Raw genomic sequence first — 23,108 nt, 5'->3', positions numbered from 1 at the left:
CCCGACCGCCGGCAAGGTGTACTGGGATGGGGTGATCAACCCGATGCTGATCGACTGGGCCGGGCAGAACCGGGCGCCGCTGCTGTTGATCGGTGGCGGCAAGGACCTGATCGCCGACGCCTCGATGACCGACGCGATCTACCGCCAGCAGAAGCGGGCGAAGAGCATCACCGAACTCAAGATCTTCGATGATCGTTCGCACTGGACCTTGATGGACAAGGGCTGGGAAGCGGTGGCCGACCTGGCGCTCAACTGGGCGGTGGAACACGCCACCGACAGGCACCCCGCGCTGCGGCTCGCAGCATGAAGGCCAGAAACGCCGGTCCCGACGACATAGCAGTTGGGACCGGCCGCCCGCGTCTGACAGCCGAAAACAGGGCTAGTATCCAGCCAGGGCGATGAACTCCCGGATGGCGCCCAGTTCGCTCACTTCGGGATGAGCGACCAGATACTCGGCCGCAGCGACATCGCCCCCAACCAGCTTAACTCCCGTCAGCCGGCTGTCGTGGCCAAGTTCCTTGTCCAGCACGATGCCCAAGCCGATGCCGGCGGCGACCGCCTCCTTTACTGCCTCGCGGCTCGCCAGCACCAGCTGACGGTCGATCTCGATGCCGCGGGCGCTGAGCGCCTGTTCGAATATCTGCTGGGTCATCGAGCCTGGCTCACGCGTCACGAACGGCTGGCCGGCAAGTTCGCTCAGATCGACATCGTCGCGGCTCGCCCAGGGATGCTCGGTCGGCACCACCAGCACCACATGCTGCTCGACCAGGCGGTGGCACAGCAGATCGTTGATCGGCGCGGTCAGCGTGACGATGGCCAGATCGACGCGGACCTGCGCCACCAGCTCGAGCAGGGCGCTGGAATTGTGCATGCGCGTCTCGATCCGGACGCCCGGGTGGGTGGCGCGGAACTGCCGGATCAGCGGCAGCGCCACGTGCGGGCCGCAGAGCCCGATGGCGAGGTGGCCGCTACGCACCAGCCGACCGTTTTCCAGCCGGGCCGAGACATCCTCCAGTCCCTTGATGATCTGGTGTACGTGCGGCAGCAGTTCGGTGCCGTCGGCGGTGAGCTCGACGCCGGTGCCGCGGCGGTGAAACAGCCGGCCGCCCATGGCTTCCTCGAGCGCCCGCACGTGCTGGGTGATGGCGGGCTGGCTGACATTCAGCAGCTGCGCCGCCGCCGAAAAAGTCCCTTGCTTTGCCACCGCGTGAAAGGCGCGCAACTGGGAAAGGTTCATGTGAGCTCCAGCGTCAAATAAGTGTCACTTAAATCGCACATGGTCTCCATACAGCAAACTTATAACGGTTCCGCAACTGCCGCACACTCCAACCAGGGGGCAGGGCAATCCAAGGAGACAGGAATGCGCCAAATTCTCTTCACCACCGCCGCCGCCATCAGCCTGCTGCTGAGCGCCGGCGCCAACGCCCGCGACCTCGTGCTGTATGATGCGTCGGAAGATGTCGGAGCTGCGCTCAGCTCGGCCTTTCAGGCGGCGCATCCCGACATCAAGGTGCAGGTGGTTTCGGGCTCGACCGGGCCGATCACCGAACGCGCCATTGCCGAAATGGCCAACCCGCAGGCCGACGTGATCTACCTCGTCAACAACGTGGCGCTTGAGCAGCTGAAGAATGCCGGCGTGTTCGAGCCCTATGCGGCTCAGAGCACGGTGATCCGCGATGATTTCCGCGACCCGGACAATTTCTACACCCGCTACTTTGCCACCACGATGTGCATGGTGGTGAACCGCGACCGGCTCGCCGACAAGAAGCTGCCGATGCCGACCACCTGGGAAGACCTGATCAAGCCGGTCTACAAAAACGAAATCTCGATGCCCTCGCCGATGCAGTCGGGCACCGGCTCGACGATCCTGTCGACCTTTGTCGATGCGTTCGGCTGGCCTTTCGTCGAAAACCTCGACGAGAATGTCTACCAGTATTCGGATGGCGGCTCGGGCGGCGCGCAGCTTGCCGGCACCGGCGAAGTGGCCATCGGGCTCAGCTACGACACCACCTGCTACGCCACGCAATCGGCCGGCCGGCCGGTCGATGTGGTGTTCGGCCGGATCACCCCCAACACCAGCGAAGGCGGCGGGCTGGTTGCCGGGGCGCAGCACCCGGAGGAAGCGAAGCTCTTCCTCGACTGGATGGCGGGCGAAGAGGCGGCCAAGATCCTCGGCGGGCTCGTCGGCGCCACGGCGGTGCCGGGCCACGGCCTCGTCAACCTCGACGAAGTGACCATCTGGGCGATGCGGCGCCCGGTCGATATCGAGGCCTTCCGCAAGGAGTGGGCCAGCAAGTTCGTCACCAACTGATGCTGCACGTGGCCGCCAACCAGGCCGAGCTGCGGTCCGCCCATCCGGGCGGACCGCAGTCAACGGGCACGCCACATCTTCGCGTCGAAGGGGTCAGCAAGAGCTTCGGCGACATGCTGGCCGTCGCTGCGGTGGATCTCAGCATCGACCGCGGCGATTTCGTCACGCTGCTCGGCGATTCCGGCTGCGGCAAGACCACGTTGCTGCGGATGATCGCCGGCTTTGCCACGCCTGATGGTGGCCGCATCTGGCGTGGCGAAACCGATGTCACCCACGCCCCTTCGGCCAGCCGCCGCATGGGTTTCGTCTTCCAGTCCTACGCACTGTTTCCCACCAAGACGGCGGCGCAGAATATCGGCTTTGCGCCGAAGATGGCCGGCCGGCCGCGCCGCGAGGTGGCCAGGCGGGTCGAAGAGCTGGCGGCGATCGTCGAGATCGACCGGCTGCTCGACCGCTATCCGCACGAGTTGAGCGGTGGGCAGCAGCAGCGCGTGGCGTTGGCCCGGGCGCTGGCGGCGGAACCGGAAATCCTGCTGCTCGACGAACCGATGTCGGCGCTCGATGCGCGCATCCGCGCCAAACTCCGCACTGAGCTCCGTGGCCTTGTCGATCGGCTGGGGATGACCGCGCTCTACGTCACGCATGACCAGGAAGAAGCGCTGGCGCTCTCCGATCGCGTCGCCGTGATGCGCGCCGGGCGGATCGAACAGGTCGGCAGCCCCGGCGAGATCTACCACCGGCCGCGCTCGCGCTTCGTTGCCGAGTTCATCGGCACCTCGAACCTGTTGCGCGGCACCGTCGAGGCAGGCGGGCTCAGGATCAATGGCCAGCTCTGGCCGATCGGCATGAACGGCGCGCGTCAGGGCGAGAGCCTGACCGTATTGGTGCGCCCCGAGCATCTCAAGCTCGCTGCGGCAGGCCAGCCGGGCGGGCTGACCGGCACAATCACCGGCTCGACCTTCCTCGGTGCAGCGCGGCGATTGACGGTGCTCTGCGATGACGGGCTCGAGCTGCTGGTCGAGGAAGCCTCGTCGGCGAGCGCCAATCCGTCCGGACGCGTCGGCATCGTCGCCGACTACGCCCACGTGGTGCCGCTCGAGCCCGAGGCGGCAGCGTGAGCATCCGCGGCATCCCTTTTCGCCGTCTGCCTGGCATCATCGCCGCGAGCATCGTCGCAGCGCTGCTGCTGGTATTCATCGTCGTGCCGGTCGGGCTGGTGCTGCTGAAAAGCTTTGACAATTCCGGCCGCCTGCCGGATTGGCGCCTCGCCGAAATCACCGAAGAGGCGTTGCAGCTCATGCCGGAGGCCGAGCGTGACGCCGCGATGGTGCGCTGGGTCGAGCAGGCGACGCTTGCTGAACGGGTGGCCGCCATGGCGGTCGCCTACGATCTCGCAGGACTGACGCCGGCTTGGGATGTCGCGGCGCCATTCGAGCACCAGCAGACCGCCATCGACGCGGTGCTGCCGGCTTTGACGCCGGCCGAAGCGCAGGCGGTGGAGGTGGCATTCCCCATCGCCCACATCATGCTGCACAAGCGCATCGCGCTGGCCTTCGCGGTGCGCGACCAGCTTTCGGTAGCCGATTTCGACCGGCTGCGCGCCGCCAGGCAAGAGCGCTACGGGCTCGACAATTATGCCGCCGTGTTCGCCGACACTTATCTCCGCAAAGCCGCCATCAACAGCGTCACCCTGGCGCTGATCTCGGTGCTGACCACGGTCAGCATCGGCTACGCCATCGCGTATGGCCTCAATCGCGGCGGCATCGCCCGGCCGGTATTGACCCGCAATATCCTGCTGCTGCCGCTGGTGGCGCCACCGATCATGGTGGCGACCGCCACCACCATGCTGTTCGGCCGACGCGGGCTCATCACCTACACCCTGTTCGAGCAGACGCTGGGGATCAGCAGCGCCGACAGTTTCAACGTCTACGGCCCGCTCGGCATCATCATCGCGCAGACCCTGTCATTCCTGCCGACGACACTGATCGTCCTCGATAACGCCATGCGGCGGCAGGATGGGCGGCTCGAGGAAGCCGCGCTGATGCTGGGGGCAGGGCGGCTGAAACTGTTCACCAACGTCACCCTGCCGCTGAGCTGGCCGGGGCTGAAACGCGCCATGGTGCTGGTGTTCATCCAGAGCCTCACCGATTTCGGCAACCCGATGATCCTGGGGCGCGATACGCCGGTGCTGGCCGGGGTGATCTACAACGAGATCACCAGTTTCCAGAACACGCCGCTCGCTTCGGCCATCTGCCTGTGGCTGATCATCCCCTCCTTGCTGCTCTACCTGGCGCTCGAGCAGCTCGGCCGGCGCAAGCGCTATGTCAGCAACGATGCCGGCACGCCCGCCGAGCAGCGCCAGCCGCTGCCGGTGCGCGTCGCGCTCACCGGCCTTGCCGGGTTTTTCTGCGTGATGATCCTCGCCATCTACATCGTCATGGCGCTCGGCTCGGTAACCAAGATCTGGGGCATCGACTGGACCTTCACCCTCGCCTATTTCACCCCGGAGGGACTGGGCGCCGGCATGGAAGGCACCGGCTACGGCTCACGCGATGGCGGGCTCGACGAAGTGTGGAACAGTGTGCGCGTGGCAGCTATCGCGGCGCCTCTGGGCGGGCTGTTGGCGCTCTGTATCGGCTATGTCGCCGAGCGGATGCGGCGGCCCTGGGGCGATATCATCGCCTTCGAAGCGCTGATCCCGGCGATCTTGCCCGGCATCATCTTCGGGGTGGGCTACATTATCGCCTTCAACGCGCCGTTCGGCATCAAATGGCTGTCGTTGAGCGGTACTGAGGCGATCATCATCATCAACATCATGTTCGGCAACCTCTATGTCGGGGTGCTCGCCGCCCGCGCCGCGCTGCAGCGCGTCGATCAGTCTGTCGATGAGGCCGCGGAAAACCTCGGCGCCGGGATGATCCGCCGGTTCTGGGAAGTGACGCTGCCAATGCTGCGCATCGCAGCGCTGCTCGGTATTCTCTACGTCTTCATCGACGGACTGACGACGCTGTCGTCGATCATCTTCCTCGTCAGCGGCAATATCGACCTCGCCTCGGTGGCCATTTTCAGCGCCGCGAGCTCGTCCAACTACGGCTATGCGGCAGCCAAGAGCGTCGGCCTCCTGCTGGTCTCCGCCGCTGCCATGGGCGTCGTAGTGTGGGTCGAGCGGCAGACCCGCCGCGCCCAGGGCATGCCCGCCAAAGCGAGCGGGCGACGGCAGGAACTGACGGTGATGGGCGCAGGCGCGACATTCTGATGGACACCGAGATTTCCCCGAGCGCCGCGCTGGTCGCGCGCGATGCCAAAGTGTTCTTCCATCAGGATGGTTCGAGCCCCTGTCTTGCAGGCCTCCGCGCGGTTTCCGGCAGTTGGATCGAGGATCTCGACGGGCGTCGCTATCTCGATCTGCACGGCAACACCACCCACCATATCGGGCATGCCAACCCCGAACTCATCGCCGCGCTCAAGGCCCAGCTCGACGAGTTGACCTTCTCGCCGCGGCGCTATGCCAACGAGCCGGCAACCGCGCTGGCCGAACTGCTGACCGGGCAATGGCCGGCAGGGCCGGCAAAGGTGCTGTTCACCACCGGCGGTTCCGATGCCATCGAAGTGGCAATGAAGCTGGCGCGCGTCGCCACCGGCCGCAGCGCTACCATTTCGCTGGAGGGCTCCTATCACGGCCACGGGTTCGGAGCGTTCGGGCTGTCGCGCGCCATCCCCGATGCCCGGCTCGGCAGCTTTCTGCCGGATCGGGTGCATGTGCGGTCCTATTGGAAGCACGGCGCCGACGCGATGCTGCAGGATATCGAGCGCGCCTTGGTGACCACGCCTGGCGGTGTCGCGGCGCTGATCGCCGAGCCGATCCGCTCCAACTGCCACGTACCGCCGGCCGGGCTGTGGCCCGAGGTGCGGCGGCTGTGTGATGCGGCTGGCACGGCGCTGATCTTCGACGAGATCCCGTCGGGCCTCGGCAAGACCGGCAAGTTCTTCGCCTTTGAGCACTTTGGAGCGCAACCGGACATGGTGGTGCTGGGCAAAGCGCTGGGTGGCGGCCATTTGCCGATCGCCGCAGTGCTTGCGGGCGCACGGTTCGACGTGGCGCCGGAACTGGCGCTTGGCCACTACACGCACGAGAAGAACCCGCTGACCACCCGCGCTGCCCTGACGACGGTGTCGATCATCCTCCGCGACGAGCTCCCGGCGCGGGCCGCCCGGCTCGAGCAACTGGTCCGGGCCCGCGTGGCGGGGCTCGCCGCAAGCAACCCATGGCTCCGCTCAGTCCGCGGCAAGGGGTTGCTGCTGGCGCTCGAACTCGACAGAGCGGCGCTGCAGCATGCTGGCGAGGCCAACCTCCTCGCCTCGCTCCTCGCGTCTGGCATCTCGACGACCACCAAAGGTGACGATGCGATTGGCTTTTCACCGCCCTTGACAATCACGGAAGCGGAGATCGACGTGGCGCTCACAGGCATCGGCCGGGCTGTGGCCGAGCTGGCTCGCGAGTCCTTGCCGTCAGCGGCAGGGCAGCCGGTAACCTAGACCGGCTGGCTGCCCAGCACGGCGAGCAGCCGCGGGTTGATTTCGCCGCTTTCGCTCATCCCGGTCGAGCGCTCGAAGCTCTTGATCGCTTCGGCGGTCTTGGGGCCGGTCATGCCGTCCGGGGTGCCGATATCGAAGCCGAGCTGGCGCAGCGCCATCTGGACGCCCTTCACCACCTTGACGTTGGTGATCGGAGCCCCGGGGTCGAACTTGGCGCTCCAGGTGCCGATCGGCGCGAAATTGGCGACGAAGTCGATCGGCTGCGGCTGGAAGGCAGCCACCTCGGCAGTCACCCTCTGCGCTGTCGTTGCATCGAGCGATGCGGCGATATCGTCGCGCGACTTGGCTGCATCCTTGTCGCCCTTGGCGGCAGCGAGGCTGAACCACTTGAATGAAGCGGCGAGATCCTGCTTCACGCCAAGCCCGCGGGCGTAGAGCATGCCGAGGTTGAACTGGCTGTCCTTCATGCCGCGGCTGGCCGCTTCCTCGAACCACTTGGCGGCGGCGTCGAACTGCTGCGTGCCGAGCCCGCCACCGGCATAGAGCGCCGCGAGGTTGTGCATCGCCATGCGGTTACCCGCCTCGGCGGCCTGCTGGTACCACAGCCGTGCCTGGACAAGATCTTTCTCCACGCCGCGGCCATTCTCGTAGAGGTTGCCGAGCCGGTACTGCGCCGGGGCAAAGCCCTGGCCGGCGGCACGCTCGTACCACATCGCGGCGGCCTTCAGGTCCTCGGGGACGGCACGGCCTTCGGTATAGATCGCCGCCACTTCGAACTGCGCCCGCGCATCGCCGTTGGCGGCGGCGGCCAGCAGCGGCTCCGGGCCGACAGCTGCCGGCGGCCGGTCGACCTTGACCGGGCTTTCCATCGCATCGAGCAGTGGCTCGACCTTGTCGCTGAGGTTAGCTACCCCGGCGGGCGCCTTCGCCTCGCCCGCGGGCGCCTTTGCCTCGCCGGCGGGCGCCGTCTCGGCTGCCCCGGGAGCTCTTGCCGCGATCTCGGTGGCCGCCTCGAAGGCCTGCGGCATCTTCGGGGTTTCGGCCGACGCGACGAATTTCTGCGGCGTCGCGCCGCCGATCGAGGCCGTGGTCAGCTTGTCGAGCGTCGGGATGACACGCGGTGCCGCCTTGCCGGGTTCAGTCACGAACCCCTGCTCGGCCAGCGGCACCGGGGTGAGCGCTGCGTCGCCGACATCCTGCGCAGCGGTGGCAGCCGGCGCCGGGGTCTCGGTCGGCTTCATCCGCTGGTTGATCAGGTTGATGGTGAGGCAGGCGAGCGCCACTATGCTGGCCGCCAGGAGGATCGGCTGCTTGTGGCGGAGCAGGAAGCTCTGCTTGGGTTGTGCGTCGTCCGCCGGCGGGCTGGTTTCTTCGGCCCCGAGGGCTACCATGCTGGGTTCAGGCGCCAACGGCAGCACGCGCGTCGTCGGCTCGTCCGGCTGCCATTGGCTCGCCGGCTCCTTGTCACCGGCCAGCTGGCGCGACGGCTTGGCCTTGAACAGGCCGCTGAACGGCAGGCCGCTTTTGCTGGTCTCGTCCTTGGCCGGTTTGACGTCCTTGGTCCTCGCCAGCTTTTCGGCCTTCACCGGCTTGCGCTTTTCGGCCGCCGGTTTCGCCGGCACGGCCAGATCAGGGGTCGCAGCGACATCGGGCGCCTCGCTGCGGGTCGCCTGGAATCTTGCGAATGCCTTGCCGATCAGCGATCCGCCAGCGGCCGAAATCGGTTCGGCCTTGCCGGCTGCCGCCTGGCGCGCGGCGCGCCGATGCGCTTCGATGAAGGTGTTGCGGTTGGGCATCGGCGGCTCGTCGGCCACCGGACGCAACTCGGCCTTCGGGCTGGCGACGAACACCTCGTCGGCGGGCAGGTCCAGGCTGGATTTCGGCTGTGGCGGCCGTTCGGCGAGACTCGGATCGAAGGCCGGCGTCTCGGGCTCGTCCCTCAAGTCGAGCGACGGCATCGGCGCCGGCGGCAGTTCCGCAGCCGGATCGGCCGGACGCTTGCGCGGTCCGTTCTTCACCTCGAGCGCGGTGCGCAGCGGGTTGGGATCCTCGCCGAAGGGCTTATCGAGCAGTGGCGCATCGACACTGGGGTCGCTTGGCATGCTGTCGCCCAGATCGACCGGCTGCGGTCGCGATGGCAACTCGTCCTCGAACGACAGGTTGTCGAGCAGCGGCGAAATCGGATTGAGCGGTTCGCTGGTCACCGGTGCAGGAGCGGCAGCCGGCGGTTTGGGCTCGGCCAGCCTGGGCGCTGGCGCCTCGGGCAGCTTGGCAAAGCTAGCGGGAGCGGCAACGGGGGTCTCGGCTTTGGCTTCCAGCGAGCTTTCGAGCCGCTTCAGCCGCTCGTTCACTTCGCGGATGGTGGCATCGAGTGCAACGGTCTCGGGCGCCGGATTTTCCTTGGCCGCCGCCTTCATCGCCTGGCTGACGCGCCTTTCGATCTCGGCATAGCCGGCCTCGTCGAGCCCGGCTTTGGTCGGTTGATCGAGCTGCCGCATCGCATCGGACGTGCGTGACGCCACGAGGTCGGCGAGCTGGTCGAAATCCGGAGCCTCGGCGACAGCCGGTGGCGCGTAAAGCTTGGCGAGGCCGGTCAACTGTTCGCCGGTCTGGTCCATGCGCGCCACCAGTTGGCGCACCTGTGCTTCGAGCTGGCCGATGCTGACCTCGGACGAGCGATCGTCGACCTTGTCGCTCAGCACTTCGAGCTGCTGCTCGAGCGCCGCAAAGCGCGGCTCCAGCGCACCGAGCACGGTGTTGCGCAGTGCCTCCATGTCGAGCTTCAGCTCGCCGACTTCCTGGGTCCGCCCCTCCATGTCCGAGATCCGCACATTGAGGGCGTCGATCAACTCGATCAGGCCCTGCGGCTGCTGCGGCGATTTCATCGCCTGCGCGAGGCGGCCCAGCTCTTCAGTGATCTTTTCCAGTTCGGCCGGTGGCATCGCCATCGTCCGTTCAATCGCGTCGACCCGATCGTAGATGTTGCGAACGCCATCCTCGATGGCGCCCATCGCCTCCTTGAGCCCGTCCTTCGGGCTCTCGACCCGGTTGGCATACTGGACCTGGAGGTCCGCCAGCCGGCCGACCGTGGCGCTGACATCGTCGAGCCGCGCGGTCATGCCACTTACGTCGGAGCGGTCCGCGTAGTGCTTCTGCAACTCGGCCAGCTTGCCGACGGTCAGCGAAACGTCATCGAGCCGCTGGTTGAGCGCCGCCATATCGACCTTGGGGCCATCGGCGATCAGCTTGGCGAGCCCGGCGATATGGCCTTCGAGCCGCTTGACCTGGCCAGTTTCACCCACCGCGCCGGCGAGCAGCTCCACCACATGGCTGAGCTGGCCGACCTGATCGGCGATCTCGCGCACATTGGTGGTCTGGCCCTTGGCCTGCACCCTGAGTTCGCCCTCGAGCCGTTCGAGCCGGGTGGAAATGCCGCCCACCGCTTCGGCCAGTTCATCGAAGTGCGGCGCGCTCTGCAACACCGGTTGCGGCTGCGGCATCTGCGAGGCGGGGGCTGCGGCGCCGAAATGGCGCGAGCGAATCTGCTGGATCGCCGATTCGAGCGTGTCGCGTGGGTTGGTGTGCGCCATGGGCTCGTCGCGGTCGGTGAACTTGTCGATCGCCCGCTGCACCGAGCGCAGCGCCTCGCGGTGTCGGGTATCGGGCTCGGCCTCGGTCACCTGGTGGCGGAGGTCGCGCATCCGTTCGGCGAGGCCCTGGTAGGTCGGCTCAGGCCTTGCAGCGCGGGCGACTTGTGTCTCGACCTGATCCAGCAGCGCCACCAGTTCGCCGCGCAGTTCCTGCCATTCACCCGAACCCGGCTGGCCGTAGTCTTGCGTCTGGAACGTGGAAGTCGCGCGGGCCATCGGTCGATCCCAAGCACCTGAAACGGAACGCCTCAGACCCAGTTCGGGCCATGAGCATCCGATTACTCTTGGGAAAACATGGTAAAGATCGCGTTAAGCTCAATCGCATTTTGCGAATCGGCACGTCGAGCTGTGGATGAAAACACGTAGGGGCAGGCAGCGGAAATCTGAATCCCCACGCCCGTCTTAAGTGGGATACAAAAGCAGCAAGCTGCTTGTTAGGTAGGGCGCCCAGGAGTTCACGCTTAGATGACCACCCGTCGCATCATCATCGTCGACGACCACCCGCTGTTCCGCGCCGCGCTGCGCCAAACGCTGGCCGGCGGGGATCCGTCGATTTCGGTCGAGGAAGCGGGCGATCTGGCGGCGCTCAGCGCTGCGCTCGAAGCCGATCGCGATTGCGACCTGGTGCTGCTCGATCTCAATATGCCCGGCGTGCGCGGCTTCTCGGGCCTGTTGCTGCTGCGCGCCCAGTACCCCGAAATCCCGGTCATGATCGTCACCGCCGTCGAAGATGGCGGCATCATCCGCCGCGCCTTCGAACTGGGCGCCTCGGGCTATCTGCACAAATCCGTCGGCCCGGCCGATATCCGCCGGGCCATCGAGACGGTGCTGTCGGGCGAAGTGTTCGTGCCCGAGGGCATGGAGTTTCCGGCCGAAGACAACCAGTCCGCTTTGATGCGGCGGCTGGCGACGCTCACGCCACAGCAGGTGCGCGTGCTGATGATGCTCAGCGACGGCCTGATGAACAAGCAGATCGCCTACGAACTCTCGATTTCCGAGGCGACGGTGAAGGCCCACGTCTCGGCGATCCTGCAGAAACTAGACGTCGACAGCCGCACCCAGGCGGTGATTGCGGCATCCAAGATCGAGGAAGGCCAGTTCGACGAGTTGCTGTCGGGCGCCTGAGGCACAAGCCCCGCATTTGGCGAGAGTTGCTTGTTTCTTGTCTGTGATTGTCGTCTCGCCGCATCGTCGATCGTCCTATGGATATCGACTGGGACGACCAATCACGGGTCCGGCTTGATGCGACGCGCCGAACAACTGTTTGACATTGAAGCCCGCGAGTCTGGCTCCCCATTCGTCGACCGGGTGTGGCGGGCTCGGAGCGTGCCTGCAAGCATGTTCATCTCTACTGCCGCCAGCCATTGGGAAATCGTCATCTGGCGAGATGTTGCTGGCACCCATGTAACACTGCGCGGTCCCGAAACGCGGGCGGCCGTCATGCCCATCCCCCTGGATGCCGAGTTCGTCGGCATTCAGTTCAGGCTTGGTGCGTTCTTGCCGGACCTTGCGTTGCCTGCGCTGGTGGATCGCGACCTGTCGATCGCCTCCGCTACCTCGGGTTCGCTCTATCTGGGTGGCCGCGAATGGGAGATTCCCGGCTACGACGATGTGGAGGCCCTGGTGGGACGGTTGGCTGGAGCCGGCGTACTTGCCGCCGATCCGATCGTGGGCACCGCCATGCAAGGTGGCGCGATGGGATTGTCCCCGCGTTCAGTCGAACGCCGCGTTCTCAGGGCAACCGGCCTCAGCCTCGGTGCAATCAAACAGATCGAACGAGCGCACCGCGCTACAGCATTGCTGGATACCCGCGTCGGGATCGCTGATGTCGTTGCCGAAGTGGGGTATGCCGATCAGGCCCACCTTACGCGATCGCTGAAACGGTTCATGGGTCAGACGCCGGGCCGCATGGTGGCAGAGGCGCGCTAAGCGGCTGTCGCTTCCGTTCAATACAGCCAGAATGCCGCTCGCTAGCGTGCGAGGCTTCAGGAACGGAGAAATGCCAAATGACACGCAAGCTCGTTGTGAGCGTTTACATCTCGCTCGACGGAGTGGTTCAGGACCCTGTAGGCATGGAGAATTCCGGCCTCGGCAATTGGGTCGGCCCCTTCAGCCGCGGGCCGGAAGGCGACGAGATCATGCGGCAGGAACTCTGGGCCGCCGACCTCGCGCTTATGGGGCGCACCACTTATGAGGGCTTCGCTGCGGTCTGGCCGAACCTCAACGATCCGGGCGGCTTCGCCAAACGGCTAAACGGCATGCCGAAATACGTCGCCTCCACCACTATGCGGCAGGCGGAATGGACCAATACCACCGTGCTGTCGGTCGATGTGGCTGGCCATGTCCGTCGGCTTAAGGGCGAGGGAGAAGGCGATATACTGGTTTATGGCAGCGCCGGGCTGGTGCATTCACTGCTGCCGCTCGGGCTCGTCGATCAGGTTCACATGCTGATCTACCCGACGGTATTGGGACGTGGCACGCGGCTGTTTCCCAACGACTTCGCCGCGCGGTTCGACCTTCGCGACCTGAGGCAACTCGGATCGGGAATGGCGCACGCCGTCTACACGCCGTCCTAGGCCGCTTCCGCTCCATACGGGTCCGCCACCGCCCCTCGGTATGGCCCGCTCCGGCGAATTGCCTTGTTATCGCCGCTCAATAGGCGCAAGATGGGGGACGTTTCGCTCACGTCTCGTGACACTTTCGGACCAGAAATCCGGCTTTGCTTGATATTGTGAACGTTTAGGCCTGGTTGGCATGCTGCCAACTGGGGACGGGCGTTTGCATTTGTGCTGCGCCAGCTATCGAGAAAGACCAGTCATGATCCACGGGACCGTGAAATTCTTCAACAGCACCAAAGGTTTTGGGTTCATCCAGCCGGATGACGGCAGCAAGGATGCCTTCGTTCACATCAGCGCCGTCGAGCGCGCCGGGATGTCCACCCTGAACGAAGGCCAGAAGGTCAGCTACGAGCTCGAGACGGGCCGCGACGGCAAGCTCTCCGCCACGAATCTGTCGGCGCTTTGAGGCCTCGGCGCCGTGTTCGGCGCCGAAAGCTCAATTCAGGGGCCGGGCTGACCAGCCCGGCCATTGGGCGGCAGCTCAGCCGTGGCCCCACATAAGGACAGCAAATGTCGCATCGATACAGAGTTGGCCAGATGCTGGAAATGCGCTCGTCTCCCAAGACCAGCACGCGCGTGGCCGGACCGGTCGAGGTGGTCTTCTGTCTCCCGCACGACAAAGGGCCGGCGCTCTACCGCGTCAAGCCGCTCGGGGAGAACCTCGAGCGCGTCGTCGCCGAGGCGGACCTGACGCCGAGTTCCGCCGTCAAACCGGCAGCCGAGGCTGCCATACGACCAGTGACGATCGCCATTACCCGTCGGTGACATCACCGGGCGAACCGAGCGCAACAACTCAGGTCGCCCGTCAAGCCACCCACCGGAAGCGCCCGCCAATGGCGGGACGCTCGTTTGGCCGTCACTCCAACCAAGGAAAGATCAGGATGCAGGTTCAAGTTCGAGACAACAACGTCGATCAGGCGCTGCGCGTACTCAAGAAGCGGCTGCAGCGTGAAGGCGTGTTCCGCGAAATGAAGCTTCGCAAATATTACGAGAAACCCTCCGAGACGCGCGTCAGGGAGAAGGCGGAAGCGGTTCGCCGCAGCCGCAAAGCCGCACGCAAGCAAGCCATCCGCGAAGGCTTGATCGCTGCCCCCAAGCCTCGGCCCGGCGCCACCCCCGGCCGCTCACGCTGACCAGACGGGCGTTCCATCGATCGGATCGATCTTAGCATGGATATTGGCAAGACCACCCTTGAGCGTGCTTTCGAGTTGGCACGGTCCGGTCGCTTCGGCACGGTGAGCGAACTGAAGCTCGCCGTTGTCGCCGAAGGCTATGACCGTAAGCAGCTCGAAGGGCAGGCGTTGAGCCGCCAACTCGCCGCCCTGATCAAATCCACGGGGGCCGACAGTTCGGCTTCCGATCCCGATTAAGCCTCGAGGCGCTTGCGTCCGCGTTGCCCGGCCAACTGGCTGATCGTCGCGCGCAGCGCCGCGGGCTTCACCGGCTTCGTGACCACCGTGATGCCGCGGTCTTCCGCCAACGCCCGGACCGCCGGGCTGCGGTCGGCGGTGACCAGCGCGGCAGGCAGGTGACCGCCGACGTTGTGGCGCAGCCATTCGATGGCATCGAGGCCCGAGGTCTGGTCGAGATGGTAGTCCATCAGCACCAGGTCGGGCAGCCAGCCGAGCAGCAACCCGTCCTTGTCGATGTCCTTGAGCGAGCGGGCCGAACGCACATCGCATCCCCAGCCGCCGAGCAGCCCCTCCATCGCATCGAGAATGGCGCGCTCGTTGTCGACGCAGAGAATCCTGAGGCCATTGAGGTTTGAGGTCGGCTCGCGCGCCGGGCCTTCCTCGGGCATCACCTTGAGCGAGCGGTGGTGCGGCAGATAGAGCGAGAAGCGCGAACCGCGGGTCTCCTTGCTCTCGAGTTCCATCGTCAGCCCCAGTGCTGCCACCAGGCGCTTGACGATCGACAGCCCCAGGCCGAGCCCCTGCGCCATGCGTGCGCCATGCTCCAGCCGGCTGAACTCGGCAAAGATCAGTGCGTGCTGGTCCTTGTTGAAGCCGATGCCGGTATCGATCACGTCGAAACGCACCCGCGTGCCGCGCAGCCGTGCCCCCACCAGCACCTTGCCACCTTGGCGGGTGTACTTGATGGCATTGGAGACGAGGTTCTGGATGACGCGCGCCGTCAGCGCCCGATCGCCCACTACGGCAAGCGAAGTATCGACCAGCCTGAGCTCGATCTCCTTCTTGAGCGCCAGCGGCGCGAACTCGACATCCACCTTCTTGAGCAGGTCGCGCACCTGGAACGGCGTCGCCGCCGGCTTCACCGCACCGGCATCGATGCGGGAGATATCGAGCAGCGCCGCCATGATTTCCTCGACCGCCGTCAGCGACGCCTCGATCGAATGCGCCAACTCGTCGAGCCCGGTGCCGCCGGCCCGCTCCACCAGCGTCGAGGTATAGAGCCGCGCCGCGTTGAGCGGCTGCAGCAGGTCGTGGCTGGCGGCCGCAAAGAACCGCGTCTTGTCGCGGTTGGCGGCATCGGCCTTGGCGCGCGCCACTTCCAGCTCCGAGTTTACCCGGATCAGCGCCGCTGTGCGTTCCTCGACGCGGCCCTCGAGCGACTGGTTGATGCTGGCGAGTTCGGTCTCGGCATCCACCCGCGCCGTCACGTCGGCAAAGCTGATCACCAGCCCGCCATCGGGCAGGCGGGAGGAGTGGAACTCCAGCACCTGGCCCTTGGCGCCGAGCCGCTGGCTGACCGTGGTGTGCGACTGGGTCAGCGTCTGCACCCGCTGCGCCGCCAGCGAAATCGCGTCGCCCGCGCCGAGGTCGCCGCGCCGCGCCACGAACAGCGCCATGTCGTAGAGCGCCGTGCCTGAGCGCATCAGTTCGGCCGGCAGCGCCAGCAACTCGCCATAGCGGGTATTGCAGGTGACCAATCGCAGGTCGCGATCGAACACCGCCACCCCTTGCGGGATGTGCTCGATCGCCTGTCGCAGCGAATCCTGTGCCTCGGTCTGCGTTTCGACCATTGTCGGTTCCGTGCCCCCAGCCTCCCAATATCTGCCCCGGCTCTCCCCCTCGCAAGGCCACACAAAGTCGGGTGCATGGCGAGTCGCATTCCCGCCCTAGGTGGGTAAGTCGTCCACAAGCCGCTGATCTGGCGTCAATAGTTGAGTTGCTTTGTCGCTCAAACAGAGAAAAACTCATCCGAGGGCGCGGCTCGGGCAATTTGCCGAAACGGGGATGCCGGTCGGCGCCGCCAACCAAGGGGACTTACATGTTCAAGGAATTCCGCGATTTTGCCTTGAAGGGCAACGTTATCGACCTTGCCATCGGTGTGATCATCGGCGCCGCGTTCGGCGCCATCGTCTCGTCGATCGTCGACGACCTGTTCATGCCCATCATCGGCCTGATCCTCAACGGCATCGATTTCTCGAACCTGTTCATCGTCATCTCCAACCCCAACAATATCCCCGTTCCATCGGTTGCCGCCGCCAAGGCAGCCGGCGTGGCGACGCTCAACTACGGCCTGTTCATCAACGCCGTGGTGAAGTTCACCATCATCGCCTTCGTGCTGTTCCTCGTGGTCAAGGGCATCAACCGCCTGCGCAAAAAGGAAGCTGCCGCCCCGGCCGCGCCGCCGGCGCCCACCACCGAAGAAAAGCTGCTCACTGAAATCCGCGACGCCATCAAGGCGCAGAAGTAAGCGCGTTACAGCGCGACGTATGGAACGCACGCCGCTGACCCGGCGTGCGCTTTCATTGAGGTCGTCTCGCGGGGCCATCGGCGGACCTGCCACCAGACGCCGCCCCAAAACTCGGTGTCATCCCTGCGAAGCAGGGACCCACCTCGCCAGAGCGCAAGTCGATGGATGGGTCCCAGCTTTCGCTGGGATGACAGCCGGTGGGTGGGGCTCGGCACAAGCCCATCAGCTTCGCCGGCGCGGCTCAACCACTAAGGCCCTACCCAGGATAATCCACCTGCATCTCGGGCCGCGCCGCGACGAACTCAGGCAAGTCGCGGCACGAGCCGTCGAGGGCTTCGAGCAGCGGGTAGGGAGTGAGGTCGCAGCCGAAGCGGCGGGCATTGGCCATCTGCGGCACAAGGCAGGCCTCGGCGAGGCCGGGCGCATCGGTGAAGCCGTAGCGGGTCGGACGGGTCCGCCGCGCCAGCGCCACCTCGAGACTGTCGAACGCCGTGGCGATCCAGTGCTTGTACCAGCCGTCGATCTGAGCCTCGCTGGCGCCCATTGGCCCGGCGAGATATTTGCGCACCCGGTTATTGTTGATCGGATGCACGTCCGCCGCGATCAGCAACGCAAAGGCGCGGGCCTCGGCGCGATCGAGCGGATCGGCGGGGAGCAGCGGCGGGGTGGGATAGAGCTCCTCGATCAGCCCGATAATCGCCAGCGACTGCGCCACGATGCGTCCATCGACTTCCAGCGCCGGCATCAGCCCCTGCGGGTTGATGGCGCGATATTCGGGCGAGCTGGCAGAGGGAACCGGCACATATTCGTAGCCGATGCCCTTGAGGTTGAGCACGATCCGCACGCGCTGGCCGGCGGAGTTCTGGTAGCGGGAGTGGAGGCGGAGCTGCATGGCGACAAGTGTGGCCGGAGCCGTTGTCACAATCCAGCGGTTTGCAGGCCTGCCACTGTTTGACAGGTTCGACAGCTCCGATATCCTGCGGGGGCAGGGCTGGTGCAGCCCGCCGCTCGCGCCCTTCACCGGGAAAGGTGAATGCACCACTCAATGACTGGGTTTGAGCCCTCATCGGACAGCCCGTCGGCAATGCGAGCACTGACCCCGAATGCTGTCCGCCAGAGGATCAGACCATGCATTCCTTTCTCGATTCCAAGCAGATGGCCAAGGCGTTGCGCCAGGCCCTCGCCGAACGCGGCCAGGAGATTTCGCACTCCGAGGCGCTCGAGCTGGTGGCTCGCCAGTTCGGCTTCGCCAACTGGAACATGCTCTCGGCCCGCATCACCGCTGCGCACCTCGCTCCACTCGAGTTGCCGCCCGGTTGGCACGTCGCCCATGGCACCAACGAGGGGAACTACCGTCTCGGCATCGACCCCAACTCTCCAGGCAGCGCCCTGATCGAGAGCCGCCCCGACCGCGACAATGCCATCGACCGGGCCGCGGGGGAAACTGCGGTGCTGATGCAATCGATCCTCGCCGATCCGTATCGCGGTGGCAGGCTGATGCTCACAGCGGAGCTACGCACCGAGGACGCTGAGACCGCGACGCTCTGGATGCGCGTCGATCCGGTCGAGGGACGGTATCTGCGCTTCGACAACCTGATGCGACGCCCCGGCGGCCCGCTTGAAGGCAGCAACGGCTGGATCGAACGGCAGATCGTTCTCGATGTGCCCGAAAGTGCCGCGGCCATCCACTACGGCTTCTTCCTTCGCGGCAGCGGCAAGGTCTGGGCGAGGCGCTTCAGGCTGGAAGCAGTTGGCGAGGGCGTTGCGACCACCGAGCCCGGTCCGCGCTACCTGAGCCGTCCGACCAACCTCGATTTCGGTGGCGATCAGCCGGCGGCGAACTAACTGACAGACGGCCCCCTCCCGGCCTCCCCCATGAAGGGGGAGGTGAAGAGCCGAGGCTCTGTCTTCAATCTTGCCAGACGCACCAGCGGGGCACCTCCCCCCTTCTGGGGGAGGATGGGAGGGGGCCGTCTGCTTCAGTCGGCAGAGCCTCAGCCGCCAGCGCTGCTCAGCGTCAGGTCGCCACTGGTCAGCTTGTCGGCACTCACCTTCGCGGTCGGCCGTTCGCGCGGCAGCTCCAGGCTGGCCCAGACGCTGACCAGCGCGTGCCTCAGCTCGATGATCATCTCGTCGGTGTGCAGCGGGGTCGGCGTGATGCGCAGCCGCTCGGTGCCCTTGGGCACGGTGGGATAGTTGATCGGCTGGATGTAGATGTTGTGCTTTTCGAGCAGCATGTCGCTCGCCGCCTTGCAGAGGCGCGCGTCGCCGACGATCACCGGCACGATATGCGTGTCGGTCTTCAGTACCGGCAGGCCGGCATCAGCGAGGATGTCCTTGGTGAGCTGCGCCTGGCGCTGCTGCCCGTCACGCTCCGCCGAGGACACCTTGAGGTGCTCGATCGAGGCGCGCGCCGCGGCGCAGAGCGCCGGGGGCAGGGCAGTGGTGAAGATGAATTCCGGCGCATAGGAGCGGATCGCATCGATGATCGCCCGGTTGGCGGCGACATAGCCGCCCATCACGCCAAAGCCCTTGGCGAGCGTGCCTTCGATGATGTCGATGCGGCCCATCAGGCCGTCCCGATCGGCAATGCCGCCGCCGCGCGGGCCATACATGCCCACGGCGTGCACTTCATCGATATAGGTGAGCGCGCCGAACTCCTCGGCGAGGTCGCAGATCTCGGCGATCGGCGCGACGTCGCCATCCATCGAGTAGACCGACTCGAAGACGATGAGCTTGGGGCGCTTGCGATCGACCGCCGCCAGGAGCTCGCGCAGGTGCGCCACGTCGTTGTGGCGGAAGATCTTCTTTTCCATGCCCGACTGGCGCACGCCCTGGATCATCGAGGCGTGGTTGAGCTGGTCGGAGAAGATCACGCAGTCGGGGAGCAGCCGCGCGATGGTCGAAATCGCCGCTTCGTTCGAGACGAACCCCGAGGTGAATACCAAAGCCGCTTCCTTGCGGTGCAGGTCGGCGAGCGAACGCTCGAGCTCGACCAGCGGCCGATTGGTGCCGGAGATGTTGCGAGTGCCGCCGGCGCCGACGCCCAGGCGCGCGGCAGTGTCCTGCATGGCAGCGATGGTCACCGGATGCTGACCCATGCCGAGATAGTCGTTCGAGCACCAGATGGTGATCTCACGCTGGTTGTCGGCATTGTCCCGGAAGATAGCCCGGGGAAAACGCCCGGCAATTCGTTCGAGATCGGCGAAAACGCGATAGCGCTTTTCCTGCCGTAGGGTGTCGACGGCGTCCTCGAAAAACCCGCGATAGTCCATAGCTTCACTCTCAAAGTGCAGGCGCTTCGCCTGCTGGCGACCTCACCGGCCTAGGGAACAGCTATTCCCCACACCCCGGCATTGACATAGGTCAATTCGCCGCGCGGCGGCTAATACAAGTCATTGGCCAGGCTGCACGTTGCCGATGCAGCTTGGAACCATCCTAAACAATGGCGCCCCCCCTGCCAATCGAGCAGATGTGCGCAACTCGTCGCAGCCGCCTTAGCCGACTGGTGATAGTCTACGTTCACAATGGGTTCAGCGCGGTCGTGTCACTCCGCCTGGAATGGCCGTTCGACCCGGGATTAACGGCCCCGATGCCTTGCCGTTGACCCGGTTCCGGCGTCCGCTAGTATCAACCTTACGGAAACAGGGGGATCCGCCATGAAGAGCTTCTCTTCGTCCAGCTTCGCCAACGACCATGCCGAGGTGCTCGACCTGGCGCTTGCCGCCGTCAACAAGCACCCGCAGGCGCTGTTCACCGATTTCCAGTGGTTCCTCTACGAGGCGCGCGACACGGTGTTCTTCACCGCCGCGTCGAAGTCGCATTTCGACAAGGAAACGCTGGGCAATCTGGTCGCCGACATGGTGGCGCTGGCCCCGCAGCTGAGCCACGGTTTCGTCGGCGCCCGCCCGGGCCAGCCGTTCCCCAAGCACCTGCTCGATGCCATCACCCATGTCGAGGAAGTCGACGAGTTCGACGGCTATCCGGACAAGTGGGTCTCGAAGTCCCCTGACATCTTCGAGCGGGACGACCTGCCGCTGTTCCGCGTCTCCGCCGTAGTCCGCCGCGGCGGACCCGACGAGATGGGCCGCGCCTCGATGATCCAGGTGCGCTCGAGCCACGCGCTGCTCGAAGGCTCCGATTCGGCGCTGCTCACCCGCTCCGCCTCCGCCGGCCATGGCGTGATGAGCGATAAATCCAACAAGGTCGGGCTCGGCGCCCGCATCAAGGGCACGCTCCGCGGCTGGGGCATGACCTTCATGTATGTCACCCTCGCCAACATCCTCGCCCCGGCCGACAAGCCCTGGGGTTTCAAGACCCTGGCGCTGAAGCGTCACCGCCTGCGGCTACTTGCCAACAAGCTCGGTGTGCGCCAGCGCTCGCTGATGTTCGCGCTCGTCACCCACGCGCTGAACGGCGAAGGCGAAGAGCGGCATATGTCCAAGAAGGTTATCGGCGCCGCCTACACCATGCTCGACGGCAAGCGCCACGATGCCGACGACGATTTCTTCCGCGTCCGGGCGCTCGAAGCCAAGTTCGAGGTGATCGACGATTTCGTTGCCTATGTGCGCAAGGTCGACGACACCATCGACAAGATCGAGAAAAAGGACATCACCAAGTTCCAGGTGATGATGAACTCGATGTTCCGCTCGCTGCGCGCCCTCAACCGCGCGCTGCCGTTCCTGCCCGGCAAGCGCTTCTGGCGCTTCAACGGCGGCATCCACGTGGTGCTGACCCTGGTGCCGCCGCACCGCACATACGGGCCGATGACCCACGGCATGATGGAGCCGATCTATTGCGGCGCCTGGCACCCGGCGGCCAATATCTGCACCTTCTGCCCTGGGCGCGAGTACATCACGCTGAACTTCTCGATGGAAACCCGCCACATCGCCAACGTCGAAAAGATCGAGCAGCTGCTGCTCAAGGTCGAAGCAATGGACGTCGCCCCGACCGGCAAGGTGATCGTCGAAGACGACAGCGTCTGAGGGACTGAGACCGTTCTGAAAGCACAGGCCTGGCGGTTGCCGGGCCTGCGTTGTTTGTGGGGAACGCCCCACCCACCGGCCGTCATCCCGGCGAACGCCGGGACCTACTGCTCGGACGGCTGGGCAGGCAGGGACCGTGCCGGTCCATCACGGCAAGGTCGAAGGTTGGGCGGGGTAGAGAGCAGCCCGCGCACTGGGCCCCGGCTTTCGCCGGGGTGAAGGTCGGTGGTTGTCGCTAGAGGCCTGAGCCGGCCATCCCACCCAACTTCGCCACCACCATATCGTGGTCCGACAGCACCTCGCCGTCATCGGCCAGCGACGGCACGATCCGGCTCTCTTCCACCAGCAGGCCACGCGTCAGGAACCAGTCGAGCTTCCAGGTGCCGCTTGGGCTGCGGCTGACCCGGCTCGGGCGGGTGGTCGTCTGGCCGATGGGTCCGCCATGCCGTTCGAAACCGCGGCCATAGGCATGGGCGAACAGCGTCTCCTTCTCGAAGTCGCCGCCGTCGGCGAGCCCGGTGTTGAGATCGCCACCGATGATCACAGGCGTGCCGCCCGCCAGTTCGTCGATCGCATCGATCAGGCGCCTGACCTGGGCCTCGCGATAGGCGGCGTCGCCGCGGTTCTCGAGGTGGACCGAGACGGCATAGAGCGGCCCCTCGGTGGTCATCACTGCCGTCGCGATTGAGCAGCGCGTGCCGACCCGGCGCGCCGGGCTTTCCGGCGTGAACCAGTGCCCATGCGGCTCGAGCCGGATCATCACCGGCGCCTGCAGCGCCGCCTTGGACAGCAGCGCGTTGCCGTGAAAGCCGTGGCGATTGAAATCGTCCTCGCAGAAGGCGAGTTCGACTTCGGCGCCCAGTTCTAGTTCGAGGAACTCGACCCCAAAGGCATAGTTCATCGCGAGTTCGGCCGCGATATCGCGCGAAGTGTGTCGCTGGCCGGTACGCGCCATGCCATTATCCACCTCTGACAGGAGCACCAGTTCTGCGCCTTCGCGCTTCAACACTGCGGCTGACTTCTCGACATTGTAGCAGCGCTCGAGGTTCCAGGCGGCAACGCTCAGGGGGAACGACAGGATATCGCTGTGCTCGGTGGCCGGCGCTTCGACGCGCTGCAGGCAACTGAGGCCGGCGAGCGCTTCGGCATGGTTGGTCTCGGTCCGCTCCAGCGCATCGAGGCGGTCGCGCTCCGCCTGCGGCGGGCCGGCGAGCAAGGCAATCTGGGCGGGTTTGACAAGATCGAGCGACATGGAGGGACTTCGCAGCAAGAGGGTGGGAAGGCCCCATCTAGCCAGCCGATATGTCGTGCCGGTGACAAAAAACGGCCCCGCGTACCCGGGCGTACG

General features: G+C 65.7%; 20 protein-coding genes and 1 pseudogene. 15 read left to right on the top strand and 6 right to left on the bottom strand.

The genetic code is table 11. The annotated features are described in order from the left end of the window. A pseudogene (locus VGV07_RS17680) lies at positions 1 to 307 on the top strand (hypothetical protein); the annotation flags it as partial. Between the two features lie 72 nt (positions 308 to 379). On the opposite strand, the gene VGV07_RS17675 reads toward VGV07_RS17680, so the two are convergent. After that, positions 380 to 1,237, bottom strand: a complete 858-nt coding sequence (locus VGV07_RS17675; protein ID WP_326870043.1) for a LysR substrate-binding domain-containing protein — start codon at positions 1,235 to 1,237, stop codon at positions 380 to 382. A 123-nt stretch (positions 1,238 to 1,360) separates the two neighbouring features. Between VGV07_RS17675 and VGV07_RS17670 the strand changes: the two genes are divergently transcribed. The 4 genes from VGV07_RS17670 to VGV07_RS17655 are packed head-to-tail and all read left to right on the top strand — an operon-like array spanning position 1,361 to position 6,847. After that, positions 1,361 to 2,311, top strand: a complete 951-nt coding sequence (locus VGV07_RS17670; protein WP_326870042.1) for an extracellular solute-binding protein — start codon at positions 1,361 to 1,363, stop codon at positions 2,309 to 2,311. Next, positions 2,311 to 3,429, top strand: a complete 1,119-nt coding sequence (locus VGV07_RS17665) for an ABC transporter ATP-binding protein (RefSeq protein WP_326870041.1) — start codon at positions 2,311 to 2,313, stop codon at positions 3,427 to 3,429. Before VGV07_RS17670 ends, VGV07_RS17665 begins: the two co-directional genes overlap by 1 nt. Beyond that, positions 3,426 to 5,567: an iron ABC transporter permease gene (locus tag VGV07_RS17660; protein ID WP_326870040.1), complete on the top strand. Its 2,142-nt coding sequence runs from the start codon at positions 3,426 to 3,428 to the stop codon at positions 5,565 to 5,567. The genes VGV07_RS17665 and VGV07_RS17660 overlap by 4 nt, the downstream gene beginning before the upstream one ends. Further along, positions 5,567 to 6,847 (top strand): aminotransferase class III-fold pyridoxal phosphate-dependent enzyme, encoded by a 1,281-nt coding sequence (locus tag VGV07_RS17655; RefSeq protein WP_326870039.1) that lies wholly within the window; start codon positions 5,567 to 5,569, stop codon positions 6,845 to 6,847. Before VGV07_RS17660 ends, VGV07_RS17655 begins: the two co-directional genes overlap by 1 nt. Here the strand turns inward: VGV07_RS17655 and VGV07_RS17650 are convergent. Beyond that, on the bottom strand, positions 6,844 to 10,713 hold the full coding sequence (locus tag VGV07_RS17650; RefSeq protein ID WP_326870038.1) for a peptidoglycan-binding protein: 3,870 nt from the start codon (positions 10,711 to 10,713) through the stop codon (positions 6,844 to 6,846). The two genes, VGV07_RS17655 and VGV07_RS17650, sit on opposite strands and share 4 nt — an antisense overlap. 249 nt (positions 10,714 to 10,962) lie before the next feature. Here VGV07_RS17650 and VGV07_RS17645 point away from each other — a divergent pair, with 249 nt between their 5' ends. The 7 genes from VGV07_RS17645 to VGV07_RS17615 all read left to right on the top strand — a co-directional run bounded on the left by VGV07_RS17645 (position 10,963) and on the right by VGV07_RS17615 (position 14,485). Continuing rightward, positions 10,963 to 11,622, top strand: coding sequence for a response regulator (locus VGV07_RS17645; RefSeq protein ID WP_326870037.1), 660 nt, complete (start codon positions 10,963 to 10,965; stop codon positions 11,620 to 11,622). A 213-nt stretch (positions 11,623 to 11,835) separates the two neighbouring features. Further along, the gene (locus tag VGV07_RS17640) at positions 11,836 to 12,426 is read left to right on the top strand and encodes a helix-turn-helix domain-containing protein (RefSeq protein ID WP_326870036.1); all 591 of its coding nucleotides are present in this window, start codon (positions 11,836 to 11,838) and stop codon (positions 12,424 to 12,426) included. Between the two features lie 77 nt (positions 12,427 to 12,503). After that, complete coding sequence (locus VGV07_RS17635) at positions 12,504 to 13,073, top strand: dihydrofolate reductase family protein (RefSeq protein WP_326870035.1); 570 nt, start codon at positions 12,504 to 12,506, stop codon at positions 13,071 to 13,073. Between the two features lie 241 nt (positions 13,074 to 13,314). After that, a complete protein-coding gene (locus VGV07_RS17630) occupies positions 13,315 to 13,521 on the top strand; it encodes a cold-shock protein (protein ID WP_326870034.1) in 207 nt (68 codons plus the stop codon). Between the two features lie 104 nt (positions 13,522 to 13,625). Beyond that, the gene (locus VGV07_RS17625) at positions 13,626 to 13,880 is read left to right on the top strand and encodes a hypothetical protein (protein WP_326870033.1); all 255 of its coding nucleotides are present in this window, start codon (positions 13,626 to 13,628) and stop codon (positions 13,878 to 13,880) included. Between the two features lie 116 nt (positions 13,881 to 13,996). Further along, the gene (rpsU, locus tag VGV07_RS17620) at positions 13,997 to 14,248 is read left to right on the top strand and encodes a 30S ribosomal protein S21 (RefSeq protein WP_326870045.1); all 252 of its coding nucleotides are present in this window, start codon (positions 13,997 to 13,999) and stop codon (positions 14,246 to 14,248) included. A 36-nt stretch (positions 14,249 to 14,284) separates the two neighbouring features. Further along, the gene (locus VGV07_RS17615; protein ID WP_326870032.1) at positions 14,285 to 14,485 is read left to right on the top strand and encodes a hypothetical protein; all 201 of its coding nucleotides are present in this window, start codon (positions 14,285 to 14,287) and stop codon (positions 14,483 to 14,485) included. On the opposite strand, the gene VGV07_RS17610 is transcribed toward VGV07_RS17615, so the two are convergent. Further along, on the bottom strand, positions 14,482 to 16,098 hold the full coding sequence (locus VGV07_RS17610; protein WP_326870031.1) for a hybrid sensor histidine kinase/response regulator: 1,617 nt from the start codon (positions 16,096 to 16,098) through the stop codon (positions 14,482 to 14,484). The two genes, VGV07_RS17615 and VGV07_RS17610, sit on opposite strands and share 4 nt — an antisense overlap. Before the next feature lie 248 nt (positions 16,099 to 16,346). Here VGV07_RS17610 and mscL point away from each other — a divergent pair, with 248 nt between their 5' ends. Further along, positions 16,347 to 16,775 (top strand): large conductance mechanosensitive channel protein MscL, encoded by a 429-nt coding sequence (gene mscL, locus VGV07_RS17605; RefSeq protein ID WP_326870030.1) that lies wholly within the window; start codon positions 16,347 to 16,349, stop codon positions 16,773 to 16,775. A gap of 256 nt (positions 16,776 to 17,031) precedes the next feature. Here mscL and maiA read toward each other — a convergent pair whose 3' ends face one another. Continuing rightward, positions 17,032 to 17,667: a maleylacetoacetate isomerase gene (maiA, locus tag VGV07_RS17600; protein ID WP_326870029.1), complete on the bottom strand. Its 636-nt coding sequence runs from the start codon at positions 17,665 to 17,667 to the stop codon at positions 17,032 to 17,034. Positions 17,668 to 17,903: 236 nt separating this feature from the next. Here maiA and VGV07_RS17595 point away from each other — a divergent pair, with 236 nt between their 5' ends. Then, the gene (locus VGV07_RS17595; protein ID WP_326870028.1) at positions 17,904 to 18,620 is read left to right on the top strand and encodes a glyoxalase superfamily protein; all 717 of its coding nucleotides are present in this window, start codon (positions 17,904 to 17,906) and stop codon (positions 18,618 to 18,620) included. A gap of 149 nt (positions 18,621 to 18,769) precedes the next feature. Here VGV07_RS17595 and hemA read toward each other — a convergent pair whose 3' ends face one another. Continuing rightward, positions 18,770 to 20,050: a 5-aminolevulinate synthase gene (hemA, locus tag VGV07_RS17590; protein WP_326870027.1), complete on the bottom strand. Its 1,281-nt coding sequence runs from the start codon at positions 20,048 to 20,050 to the stop codon at positions 18,770 to 18,772. Between the two features lie 384 nt (positions 20,051 to 20,434). Between hemA and VGV07_RS17585 the strand changes: the two genes are divergently transcribed. Continuing rightward, positions 20,435 to 21,760, top strand: a complete 1,326-nt coding sequence (locus VGV07_RS17585; protein WP_326870026.1) for a hypothetical protein — start codon at positions 20,435 to 20,437, stop codon at positions 21,758 to 21,760. Positions 21,761 to 21,995: 235 nt separating this feature from the next. Here VGV07_RS17585 and VGV07_RS17580 read toward each other — a convergent pair whose 3' ends face one another. Then, entirely contained in the window at positions 21,996 to 23,012 is a 1,017-nt protein-coding gene (locus tag VGV07_RS17580) for an endonuclease/exonuclease/phosphatase family protein (RefSeq protein ID WP_326870025.1), read from the bottom strand. Positions 23,013 to 23,108: the final 96 nt, after the last annotated feature.

The sequence above is a fragment of the Devosia sp. genome (genome assembly GCF_035944845.1).
Classification (GTDB): Bacteria; Pseudomonadota; Alphaproteobacteria; order Rhizobiales; family Devosiaceae; genus Devosia_A.
Note: the sequence above shows the minus strand (reverse complement) of the source record. Positions and strands in the feature narration are given on the sequence as shown.

Bases quoted from the DNA above. Each gene is read 5' to 3' on its own strand.
- VGV07_RS17675 (WP_326870043.1), bottom strand. From the start codon at position 1,237: ATGAACCTTTCCCAGTTGCGCGCCTTTCACGCGGTGGCAAAGCAAGGG.
- VGV07_RS17670 (WP_326870042.1), top strand. From the start codon at position 1,361: ATGCGCCAAATTCTCTTCACCACCGCCGCCGCCATCAGCCTGCTGCTG.
- VGV07_RS17665 (WP_326870041.1), top strand. From the start codon at position 2,311: ATGCTGCACGTGGCCGCCAACCAGGCCGAGCTGCGGTCCGCCCATCCG.
- VGV07_RS17655 (WP_326870039.1), top strand. From the start codon at position 5,567: ATGGACACCGAGATTTCCCCGAGCGCCGCGCTGGTCGCGCGCGATGCC.
- VGV07_RS17650 (WP_326870038.1), bottom strand. From the start codon at position 10,713: ATGGCCCGCGCGACTTCCACGTTCCAGACGCAAGACTACGGCCAGCCG.
- VGV07_RS17645 (WP_326870037.1), top strand. From the start codon at position 10,963: ATGACCACCCGTCGCATCATCATCGTCGACGACCACCCGCTGTTCCGC.
- VGV07_RS17640 (WP_326870036.1), top strand. From the start codon at position 11,836: ATGTTCATCTCTACTGCCGCCAGCCATTGGGAAATCGTCATCTGGCGA.
- VGV07_RS17635 (WP_326870035.1), top strand. From the start codon at position 12,504: ATGACACGCAAGCTCGTTGTGAGCGTTTACATCTCGCTCGACGGAGTG.
- VGV07_RS17630 (WP_326870034.1), top strand. From the start codon at position 13,315: ATGATCCACGGGACCGTGAAATTCTTCAACAGCACCAAAGGTTTTGGG.
- VGV07_RS17625 (WP_326870033.1), top strand. From the start codon at position 13,626: ATGTCGCATCGATACAGAGTTGGCCAGATGCTGGAAATGCGCTCGTCT.
- rpsU (WP_326870045.1), top strand. From the start codon at position 13,997: ATGCAGGTTCAAGTTCGAGACAACAACGTCGATCAGGCGCTGCGCGTA.
- VGV07_RS17615 (WP_326870032.1), top strand. From the start codon at position 14,285: ATGGATATTGGCAAGACCACCCTTGAGCGTGCTTTCGAGTTGGCACGG.
- VGV07_RS17610 (WP_326870031.1), bottom strand. From the start codon at position 16,098: ATGGTCGAAACGCAGACCGAGGCACAGGATTCGCTGCGACAGGCGATC.
- mscL (WP_326870030.1), top strand. From the start codon at position 16,347: ATGTTCAAGGAATTCCGCGATTTTGCCTTGAAGGGCAACGTTATCGAC.
- maiA (WP_326870029.1), bottom strand. From the start codon at position 17,667: ATGCAGCTCCGCCTCCACTCCCGCTACCAGAACTCCGCCGGCCAGCGC.
- VGV07_RS17595 (WP_326870028.1), top strand. From the start codon at position 17,904: ATGCATTCCTTTCTCGATTCCAAGCAGATGGCCAAGGCGTTGCGCCAG.
- hemA (WP_326870027.1), bottom strand. From the start codon at position 20,050: ATGGACTATCGCGGGTTTTTCGAGGACGCCGTCGACACCCTACGGCAG.
- VGV07_RS17585 (WP_326870026.1), top strand. From the start codon at position 20,435: ATGAAGAGCTTCTCTTCGTCCAGCTTCGCCAACGACCATGCCGAGGTG.
- VGV07_RS17580 (WP_326870025.1), bottom strand. From the start codon at position 23,012: ATGTCGCTCGATCTTGTCAAACCCGCCCAGATTGCCTTGCTCGCCGGC.